The sequence below is a fragment of the Soehngenia sp. genome (genome assembly GCF_055108775.1).
In genome coordinates this window covers 1-10,387 of the sequence record NZ_JBSQIL010000057.1, presented here as the reverse complement: position 1 = coordinate 10,387, position 10,387 = coordinate 1, and the positions used below count along the sequence as shown (strand labels likewise).

Here is a 10,387-nt window from a genome sequence, read left to right as displayed (position 1 = left end):
AAATTTAGACTGTCTTAATGAACCGCCAAGTACCGAACGGTATGCTTGGTGGTGTGAGAGGACGGTAATTAAAATAATTAATTACCTCCTACTCGATTGCTTTAAAATAGGGTATCATAGACCAAAGGGGGCATTTGAATGAAATTATTGATTAAAAATGCAAGAGTAATAACTCCATACGAAATTTTAAATGACAAAAGTATAATAGTTGAAAATGGGAAAATCGTTGATATTACTTCTGATGAAGTAGAACCGGAAAAATTTTTAGAATTCATCGATGCTAAATCAAATTATCTTTCCCCAGGATTTATAGATATACACAATCATGGAAATTCAGGTTATGATTTTATGGATGCAAATTTTGATGCTTTTGATGAAATTTCTAAATTCCACTTAAAAAATGGGGTCACTTCATATCTGTTAACTACTATTACATCGAAGCATGAAGATTTAATAAATGTATTACATGCGGGTAGTGAATATATTGACTCAGACATGAGGTATTCAAATATGGTTGGCATATATTTAGAAGGACCATATTTTTCTAAAGAAAAGAAAGGTGCTCAACCAGAAAAATACCTTAAAAATCCAACAATAGAAGAAATAGATGAATTCATAAAAGCTTCAAATAATCACCTTAAAGTTGTTTCAATTGCACCAGAGATGGAAAATTCATTCGGTGCAATTAGATATTTGAAAGATAAAGGAATTAAAGTAGCTTTGGGGCATACAAATTCAACTTTTGATATCGCTAGAAAAGCTATTGATTCAGGAGCAAGTATAGCCACACATCTTTACAATGGGATGAGATCCTTTAGCCATAGGGAGCCTGGGATAATCGGTGCTTGCTTAACTGATGAGAGAGTCAAATGTGAATTGATAGCTGATATGATTCATATCCATAAAGCAGCTTTAAAGCTTGCTATAGATGTGAAAGGATCTGACTCTATAATTCTAATATCAGATGCAATGATGGCAGCAGGCAAAGCTGATGGAATGTATAAATTGGGTGGACAAGATGTTACAGTTAAAGAAGGAAAGGCAATATTAAATGATGGCACAATTGCAGGCTCTACGTTGACACTAGATAGGGCAGTATTTAATCTTGTGCATCATGTAGGTATAAAATTAAGTGATGCTGTTAGGATGGCTAGTTTATCTGCTGCTAAAGCGATCGGAATTGATGATAAAAAGGGAAGTATAGAGATAGGAAAAGATGCTGACATGATTATATTTGACGAAAACTTAAAGATTTTGAACACTATTGTCAATGGTGAAGTTCGCTATTATAGAGAAATATAATAGGATATTTAATTTTGGCAGTAATTATTGTAGACTCAACTATGACTAGTTTTGATTGATATTAACTGTTTTACTTCATATAATTATATCAAAGTTATGAAGAGGAGGTACCAAAATGTCAGATATGTCTAGTAGTCTACAAAGTTCAGCTGGTGGGAAAGGACAAAATATTCAAAGATTTGGCAGAGTATTAAGTGGCATGGTCATGCCAAACATAGGAGCATTCATCGCTTGGGGATTAATAACAGCTATATTCATTCCTACTGGTTGGTGGCCAAATGAAAATTTAGCATCACTAGTCGGACCGATGATAACATATTTGCTTCCATTGCTCATTGGGTATACTGGAGGTAGAAATGTCGCAGGACAAAGAGGTGCAGTTATCGGCGCAATAGCTACTATGGGTGTTGTAGTAGGTGCTGATGTGCCAATGTTTTTAGGAGCTATGTTAGTAGGACCTTTAGCAGCTTATCTAATAAAGAAATTCGATAAAGCTATTGAAGGAAAGGTAAGAGCAGGATTTGAGATGTTGGTTGACAATTTCTCACTTGGTATTTTAGGTGCGATTCTTGCAATTTTAGCTTATTTAGCAATTGGACCATTAGTAGAAGGACTAAATAATATTTTAAAATCTGGTGTAGAAGCAATAGTAAATGCTGGATTGTTGCCATTAACATCTATTTTCATCGAACCAGGCAAAATTCTTTTCTTAAACAATGCTATTAATCATGGAGTATTGGGGCCAATTGGCATCCAAGAAGCTGAAGAAGTTGGTAAATCAATATTTTTCTTGCTTGAAACAAATCCTGGCCCTGGATTAGGTATATTATTAGCATATTGGGTATTCTCAAAAGGATCAGTTAAACAATCAGCTCCTGGAGCAGTAATAATTCACTTTTTAGGTGGAATACATGAAATATATTTCCCATATGTTTTGATGAATCCTATTTTGGTATTAGCTGTAATTGCTGGAGGAGCAAGTGGTGTATTGACATTTTCATTATTTAATGCAGGATTAGTTGCAACTCCTTCACCAGGTAGTATAATTGCTTTAATGGCAATGACACCAAAAGGCAACTATCTAGGTGTGTTAGCAGGAGTAGCGGTATCAGCTGCAGTATCATTTTTGGTTGCATCATACTTTGTGAAGAGAAATTCAGATAAAATAAGTGATGAAGACTTATCTGGTGCAAAAGAAAAAGTAAAAGAGATGAAATACAAACCACAAGATAATACAGTTACAAACGGAGCTTTGACAAATGTAAATAAAATAGTATTTGCTTGTGATGCTGGTATGGGATCAAGTGCAATGGGTGCGACTACTTTAAAAAACAAGCTCAAAAAAGCTGGTTTAGATATTGAAGTTATACATTGTGCAATTGAGGAAATACCATCCGATGCAAAAGTAATAATAACCCACAAGAGCTTGACAGAAAGAGCTAGAGCAAAGGCACCAAATGCTTATCATGTTTCCATTGACAATTTTATTAACAGCCCAGAATACGACAAACTTGTTGACAGACTATTAGGCAAATAATTGTGTAAGCAGCGGAATTTATTTCGCTGCTTACTTTAAAGAGGTGATAGTAGTGATTTCAATTAAACTCACCCAAAGGCAAAGAGAGATCATAGAACTCTTAATCAAGGAAGATAGATTTTTTACTGTGTCTGAAATAGCTAAGAAAATAAATGTAAGCAATAGAACAGTATCTAGAGAACTTAGGGATTTAGATTCATATTTAGGTTACTTTTCATGCTCGATTGATAGTCGATCGGGAAAAGGCATTCGGTTTGTGGGAAGCGAACAGAGTAGAGAATTACTTTTGGATAATATTAAAAAAAGTGGAGAAATCAAGAATTACACGCAAAGTCAAAGAATAGTTTATATATTGGCTGAACTCTTGAACGCAAGTGAACCATTAAAAATCAACAATTTTACAATTGAATTAAATGTTACTGAAGGAACTATAAGTCACGACTTAGATAGAGTTAGTGAAAGATTAGAAAAATATGGATGCAAATTAATTCGTAAACCTGGTGTTGGATTCTATGTAGATGCAAATGAATCTGACAAGAGGAGGGCAATAGTTGATTTAATATATGAGAATATAGAAGAGACGGAACTTATTGACATTATTAGAAATAAGGATAGATTGAGTGTAGAAACAAGAGAAAATCTTGTAAACTTAATAAGTAAAAACACATTGTATGAATTAGAGAGGTTATTAATTAACAATGAAAATAAATTAAAAACAACTTTAAATGATAGGGCATATATTGGTTTGCTCATACATTTAGCAATCGCAATAGATAGAATAAATAAGGGCGAAAATATAATCATTGACAAAGATTATTTAAATATATTAAAAAAATGTGATGAATATTTAGAAGCAGAGAAACTCGCAAAGGCTATTGGGGAAAAGTTTAACATTTCTATGCCTGAAGATGAAATAGGATATATTACAATGCATATTATAGGTAATGCAGGGACTAAAACAACTCAAATAGATGATGAAGTAATTATGATTTCTTCAAAAATCCTTTCAAATGCATATAGTGAGTTGGGATTGAATTCAAAAATAGATAGGCAGTCTATAATTTGGCTAGCAACACATTTTCAAACAGCACTTTATAGAATAAGAATGAATATGGAAATAAGGAATCCCCTTTTAGAAGAAATAAAAAACAATTACACAGAGATTTACAAAGTTGCGATAAAAGCAGTGAAACCTATTGAAATAGAACTTGGAATAAAGATGCCTGATTCTGAAATAGGATATATAGCAATGCATATCGGAGCATCGGTTGAAAGGAACAGAAAAAATTTTATCAAATATGATGTACTTGTCGTATGTGCAACTGGAATGGGTACAGCTACACTTCTTTCAACGAGATTACAAAATGAATATAAAAATTTAAATATAGTAGATGTGATTTCTTCACTAAATATTGAAGAAGTGCTAGAAACAACCAAAGATATTGATTTTATTATATCCACTATTCCAATTAACTATGGGAAAATACCTTTAGTAGTGGTTAATCCACTTTTGCTTAGTGATGATAAAAGATTAATCGATGAATTTTTAAAAAATTTTAATATAATTGATAAAAACAAGGAGATAAAAACCTCTAAATCAACAGCCAAAAAAGATCTTAATAGTTTAAAAGAATATTTGGATGCAATACTTGAAGTGCTTAACAACCTTGTTGTAGTAGATATGCTAGAAAAAGAAAGCATAAAATCATTGATTGATCACATAAGTAGTACAATTGGTAGAAACGAGATTGAAGTTTCAAATATAAAAGAAGGATTGCTTAAGAGAGAAAGTTTAGGAAGTACAGTATTAGATCAATATAATGCAGTTTTGCTTCATGCAAAAACCACAGGTGTTGATAGGCTTATATTTGGGGCTATAAGGCTTTTAAAGCCAATATATATAGAGAATGATGGAAATTCAAATAAAATAGATTTAGCAATAATAATGCTTGCACCTAAAAATATAAATGATAATAAGCTAAGTGTTATGAGTTTTCTAAGTTCAAAGATTATCGAAGATGAGAAATTTTTATTTACTTTAAGAAATTCCGAAAAAGACAAGATACATGATTTGTTAGAAGATTATTTAAATGAATTTTATGAAAGAGTTCATTATGAAAATTAGAAATATGGAGGTCTAAAAAATGGGGTTAAATCTGTTTTCTAGTAAAAATAAAAAAGCAGATGAAGGAAATGCAGATGTTTTATTAAAAGAGAATGTTTTGTTAAATTTACCCAATATGGATAAGTATGATGCGATCAGATTTGCAGGAGAACTTTTATTCAAGAGTGGCTGTGTCGACGAAGCCTATATTGATGCTATGATAGAAAGGGAAAATGATTTAACCACATATATTGGTTGTGGAGTGGCTATACCCCATGGAGTTGGAAAAGCGAAAGAATTTATTAAGAAATCAGGCATAGTTATCTTACAATTTCCTGATGGAGTTGACTTCGATGGTCAAAAAGCATATCTAGTAATTGGAATTGCTGGGAAAGGCGATGAGCATTTAAGCATTTTAGCCAATATCGCAACTATTATCAGTGAAGATGAAGAAAAGTTAAAAGAACTCATAAAAACTAATGATGTAGATTTTATTTATTCTACTTTTACAGCTAAATAAAGAGGGAGGAAAAGAAATGAAAACAAAAGCAGTAAGATTATATGGGGCAAATGATTTGAGATTGGAGGAATTTGAACTTCCTGAGATAAAAGACGATGAAATACTAGTTGAGATAATCTCAGACAGCATTTGCATGTCAACTTATAAATGTGCAATATTAGGAGAAAAACATAAAAGAGTACCAAAAGATGTATCTGAAAATCCAATAATTATTGGACATGAATTTGCTGGAAATATTGTAAAAGTTGGGAAAAAGTGGCAAGATCAATTCAAGCCAGGTACTAAATTTGCACAACAACCAGCTTTAAATTACAAAGGGAGCATGGCTTCGCCTGGATATTCATATATGTATTTTGGTGGCGATGCAACATATGCAATAGTACCACCAGAAGTAATGGAATTAGGGTGTTTGATTAACTATAAGGGTGATGCATATTATGAAGCGAGTTTAGCTGAGCCTATGTCATGTATAATAGGTGCATATCACGCAACATATCATACAGAAATGGGAAAATATACTCACTTTATGGGAATAAAAGAAAATGGGAATTTAGCTATCTTAGCTGGAGCTGGGCCAATGGGTCTTGGAACTATTGATTATGCATTACATGGAGATAAAAATCCTAAGCTTGTTGTAGTTACTGATGTTGACAGCAATAGACTAAAAAGAGCAAGAGAAATTTTTGAGGATGAGGCTAATAAATGTGGAATAAAGCTAATTTTTGTAAATACAAAAGAAATAGCCGATCCTGACAAGTATTTAATGGAAATTTCTGAAGGGCATGGATATGACGATGTATTTGCCATGGCACCTGTGAGAGAAGTAGTGGAACAGGCTGATAGGATATTAGCTAGAGATGGTTGTTTGAATTTCTTTGCAGGACCTACTGACACTAATTTCAAAGGTGAAATCAACTTCTATAACGTCCACTATAATTCAACTCATGTTATGGGTACGACAGGTGGAAATACAGATGATTTAATTGAGTCTTTAAAGCTTACTGAAAATAAAAGAATAAATCCAGCATGTATGGTAACTCATATAGGTGGATTAGACAGTGTCATTGATACTACGTTGAATTTGCCAAAGATTCCAGGAGGCAAAAAATTAATCTATACTCAAATTAACATGCCATTAACAGCTATAGAAGACTTTAGGGAGAAAGCAAATGAAGACAAGAGATTTGAAAAACTAGCAGAAATAGTTGAAAACAACAAAGGGCTATGGAGCGTTGAAGCTGAAAAATATTTGCTTGAAAATTTCAAATAAGATATTTGCATTTTATGGTTGCTCTTTTATAACTTAAAGGTTAGAATATTTATTGAGTATATAAATTAGCAAATATTTAATAGAGAGGGTTATGCTATGAAAAAATTACAAGTAACACTTGAAAATGAAACTGGTTTACATGCTAGACCTGCTAGTCTTTTGGTTAAAGAGGCTTCAAAGTACAAGTCTAACATAACTATTGAATTAGATGGGCAAGAGTATGTTGCCAAAAGTATAATGTCTGTTCTGAGCATGGGCGCTGGGAAAGGGACTCATTTGGTTTTTAAAGCAGAAGGTGAAGACGAAGAAGCTGCTATCGCAGGAATAAAAAGTTTAGTCGATAACAATTTTGGAGAATAAGAAAACGCACGATTTATCGTGCGTTTTCTTATTAAAATGAATAACTTTCTCCAATTTCAAGTACTTTAGTATCACTATAGATATTTTTCTTTTTAAACTCTAATGGATCTGCTTTTATCAGTGGGAAAGTATTGTAGTGCATTGGTATAGTAAGTTTAGGCTCAATAAGCTTGACCGCTTTTACTGCATCATCAATATCCATCGTGTAATTCCCCCCGATTGGCAAAATAGCAATGTCAATACCATCATCTCTTAACAGTTTCATGTCTGTAGAAAGTCCGGTATCCCCAGCATAATATATTTTTTTACCCTTTATTTCTAATAGAAAACCGCATGGATTTCCAGCATATAATATTCCTTCATCAGTTTCTATAGATGATCCATGAAGTGCTGGAGTAAGCTTTACCTTTCCAAAATCAAATTTATAGCTACCTCCTATATGCATTGGGTGTGTTTCAACACCAAAAGTAGAAAGATATCCAGCAATTTCAGCATTAGTAATGACTAATGCATCATTTGCGTTCGCCAAATCAATGGTGTCACCAAGGTGATCTTGATGGCCATGTGATACGAATATATGGGTTATGTCGTTGATGTCAGTGGGTAGGACTTTAGCTAATGGATTTCCTGTTATAAAAGGGTCAAATATAGCTTTGAACCCGTCTGATTCTAATATGAACACTGAATGGCTTAAATATGTTAGTTTCATATTTATTACCTCCTTGGAAAATTTATACCCTAATAATATTAATTTAATTAATTTTTAGAATATATAGTGTTAATTTATTGGTGGAAAATAATTTTGAAGTAATTAATAGAGTTTCTAAATCAATCACTTAAGTGAAATAACTTCGTTTAATAGTTTAAATCTTCTAATCTTTAACAAATATACATAAGATTTGAGCATTTTTTAGTTCAAAGTCCGAACTATATTAAATCGGAAGTTATTATTTATTTGCTTAAAAGGATTTTTACTTCAAACATCAATAAGAAATTGATTTATCCAATCATTGTGATATAATTTAAAAATATTAAATAACAATTTTTTGTAAAAATTTAATTATTTTATTTAGGGGGTGGATAATCAAAAGAGTTTGATAAGACAAATATGATTTTGACAATCTAGCTTCTTTTATTTTGTCTAAAAGAGATTATTTAGCTATTGCCCATAGTTTTTTTAAGGGAAATTTACATAATTATCAAATAGCTATAATGAGTAAACATTCCACATAAGTTCTTACTTAAAAAAGTTATGAATACTATTTATAATTAGCATGAGAAGTTAAAATAGAATTTTTTGCTTTATTATTAAAGTATCAATTTGAGGAATAGCAGTTAATTTCGGAAATACATACATGGGAGTTGTTTTATATGAAAAAATACATATTAAATCACAAATTTTTACTATCATTAAGTCTTATTTTTGTAATAGTAATATCTATAGTTGAAGCTTATCAGGCTATATTGTTCAAAACAATAGTAGATACTGCTGCAGGTACTTATAGTTATGAAATTTCTACTTTAATCCTATTTTCAATATTATTTTTAGCAGCAGTTTTTCTTTCTGAAACATTATCAAAAGCAAGTAATGCAGCTTTGAATGCTGCTGTTATGAGAGACTATAAACAATCTATTATAAAAAGTTTCTTAAACATTGATACTCAATCTAAGCTGAGTAGTTCAGAATTAATCTCAATTCTAAATAATGACATTAAGGTGATAGAAGATAATTATTTAAACAGCATAATTAATATAGCTAAAGATATTTTCTTGTTTATTGTATCGCTGTATCTATTATTAAGAATAAATATTTATCTTACATTAGCAATAATCATTTTCGGGTGGTTACCTGTAGTTATACCTCAGTTATTTAATAAAAGAAATCAAGCTTTGAAAGGTAAGTATCTCGAAAATCTAGAAAGACATGTAAATCATGTCAAGGAAATTGCTCAAGGCTTTGAATTAATTAAGGGATTTAACATAGAAGATAAAATATTTAATATATTTTCTGGAATAAACAAAGAAACAGAACATTCAAAATTCAAGTCAGACTCATTTATGGGTTTTCAAGGAGCGATATCATTAGTTTCTGGGTTTAGTATTTTCTTTATCAATATTATTATTGCTAGTGTATTCGTAATGCGAGGAGATATTACAATTGGAGCGATGATTGCAGCTGTACAATTAATGAATTATATAATAAACCCACTTATTTCAATCTCTATGTATGTCACTAAGATAAAATCCGTTAGTAAAGTTATCACAAACATACAAGAAAGAATATTAAACAAATCTAATTCTAATCAAGGAGAAAAAGAATTTTCTTTTCATAACAAACTTGAAATTGAAGATTTGTCATATTCATATGATAACAGAGAAGAAGTAATTTCTAATATTAATTATGTATTCGAAAAAGGTAAGAAATATGCCATTGTTGGAGAGAGTGGATGTGGCAAATCTACTTTACTCAAAATATTAATGAATCAAATAGACAATTATCAAGGAAAAATTAAAATTGACGATAATGACATTAAATCGTTTGATCCTAGTTCATATTACAATAAAGTGACATTAATACAACAAAATGTATTTATGTTCAAGGATACTATAAAAAACAACATTTGCTTATACAATGATTTTCCTGAAAAAAAATTTAATAAAGTAATTAAACAATCAGGTTTACTTAAAACTATTAGTTTACATGAAAAAGGAATAGATACAATAGTTGGAGAAGGTAAAGTTCAGTTATCCGGAGGAGAATTAAATAGAATAGCTATCGCAAGAGCATTGATAAAGGATGCAGAAATATTATTAGTAGATGAAGCTACATCTGCATTGGATAAAGTAACAGCATATGAAATTGAGAAAACATTGACTAATCTTGATAAAACTCTAATTGCGATAACTCATCAAATGGATGAGACTATACTAGATAAATATGATGAAATCTTGGTTATGAAAGACGGAAAGATAGTAGAGTCAGGTAACTTTAAGCAGTTGCTAGATAATGAATCGCATTTCTATTTTATGTATAACAGTAAAATGCATGATAGCGAAATTCCTATCAATTTTACTAAAGAAGCATTAGATTTTTTATAGGCTAAAGAACTATGGGAATCAGAAAAATAATTAGGTCAAATGTAAAACTAAATTAGACCTTTGTAAAGTTAAATTAGACCCTTACTAGAAATCAGCAAAATAGACAAATTAAAATAGTTTAATTCAACAAAAAAGGACTTATAAAAGTCCTTTTTTGTGTTATAATTATACTATAAAATTTAAATTTGGGCATAA

8 protein-coding genes are annotated in these 10,387 nt (G+C 30.9%); 7 read left to right on the top strand and 1 reads right to left on the bottom strand.

Going from position 1 to position 10,387, the window contains the following annotated elements; translation table 11 throughout:
- Positions 1-138: 138 nt before the first annotated feature.
- From nagA to ACTB1H_RS07455, 6 genes are all read left to right on the top strand, one after another.
- Positions 139-1,302, top strand: a complete 1,164-nt coding sequence (gene nagA, locus ACTB1H_RS07480; RefSeq protein WP_463262219.1) for an N-acetylglucosamine-6-phosphate deacetylase — start codon at positions 139-141, stop codon at positions 1,300-1,302.
- A gap of 115 nt (positions 1,303-1,417) precedes the next feature.
- Positions 1,418-2,839, top strand: coding sequence for a PTS mannitol transporter subunit IICB (locus tag ACTB1H_RS07475; RefSeq protein ID WP_463262218.1), 1,422 nt, complete (start codon positions 1,418-1,420; stop codon positions 2,837-2,839).
- A 43-nt stretch (positions 2,840-2,882) separates the two neighbouring features.
- Positions 2,883-4,964, top strand: a complete 2,082-nt coding sequence (locus tag ACTB1H_RS07470) for a BglG family transcription antiterminator (protein ID WP_463262217.1) — start codon at positions 2,883-2,885, stop codon at positions 4,962-4,964.
- Positions 4,965-4,983: 19 nt separating this feature from the next.
- Positions 4,984-5,463, top strand: coding sequence for a PTS sugar transporter subunit IIA (locus ACTB1H_RS07465; protein ID WP_463262216.1), 480 nt, complete (start codon positions 4,984-4,986; stop codon positions 5,461-5,463).
- A gap of 16 nt (positions 5,464-5,479) precedes the next feature.
- Positions 5,480-6,733, top strand: coding sequence for a zinc-binding dehydrogenase (locus tag ACTB1H_RS07460; protein WP_463262215.1), 1,254 nt, complete (start codon positions 5,480-5,482; stop codon positions 6,731-6,733).
- Between the two features lie 96 nt (positions 6,734-6,829).
- Positions 6,830-7,093, top strand: a complete 264-nt coding sequence (locus tag ACTB1H_RS07455) for an HPr family phosphocarrier protein (protein WP_463262214.1) — start codon at positions 6,830-6,832, stop codon at positions 7,091-7,093.
- Between the two features lie 31 nt (positions 7,094-7,124).
- On the opposite strand, the gene ACTB1H_RS07450 is transcribed toward ACTB1H_RS07455, so the two are convergent.
- The gene (locus tag ACTB1H_RS07450) at positions 7,125-7,802 is read right to left on the bottom strand and encodes a metal-dependent hydrolase (RefSeq protein WP_463262213.1); all 678 of its coding nucleotides are present in this window, start codon (positions 7,800-7,802) and stop codon (positions 7,125-7,127) included.
- A gap of 662 nt (positions 7,803-8,464) precedes the next feature.
- On the opposite strand from ACTB1H_RS07450, the gene ACTB1H_RS07445 reads away from it, so the two are divergent.
- Complete coding sequence (locus ACTB1H_RS07445; protein ID WP_463262212.1) at positions 8,465-10,192, top strand: ABC transporter ATP-binding protein; 1,728 nt, start codon at positions 8,465-8,467, stop codon at positions 10,190-10,192.
- The last annotated feature ends 195 nt before the right edge of the window (positions 10,193-10,387 follow it).

What these genes read in the sequence shown, in the direction of transcription:
- nagA (WP_463262219.1), top strand. Translation starts at nt 139, where the DNA reads ATGAAATTATTGATTAAAAATGCAAGAGTAATAACTCCATACGAAATT.
- ACTB1H_RS07475 (WP_463262218.1), top strand. Translation starts at nt 1,418, where the DNA reads ATGTCAGATATGTCTAGTAGTCTACAAAGTTCAGCTGGTGGGAAAGGA.
- ACTB1H_RS07465 (WP_463262216.1), top strand. Translation starts at nt 4,984, where the DNA reads ATGGGGTTAAATCTGTTTTCTAGTAAAAATAAAAAAGCAGATGAAGGA.
- ACTB1H_RS07460 (WP_463262215.1), top strand. Translation starts at nt 5,480, where the DNA reads ATGAAAACAAAAGCAGTAAGATTATATGGGGCAAATGATTTGAGATTG.
- ACTB1H_RS07455 (WP_463262214.1), top strand. Translation starts at nt 6,830, where the DNA reads ATGAAAAAATTACAAGTAACACTTGAAAATGAAACTGGTTTACATGCT.
- ACTB1H_RS07450 (WP_463262213.1), bottom strand. Translation starts at nt 7,802, where the DNA reads ATGAAACTAACATATTTAAGCCATTCAGTGTTCATATTAGAATCAGAC.
- ACTB1H_RS07445 (WP_463262212.1), top strand. Translation starts at nt 8,465, where the DNA reads ATGAAAAAATACATATTAAATCACAAATTTTTACTATCATTAAGTCTT.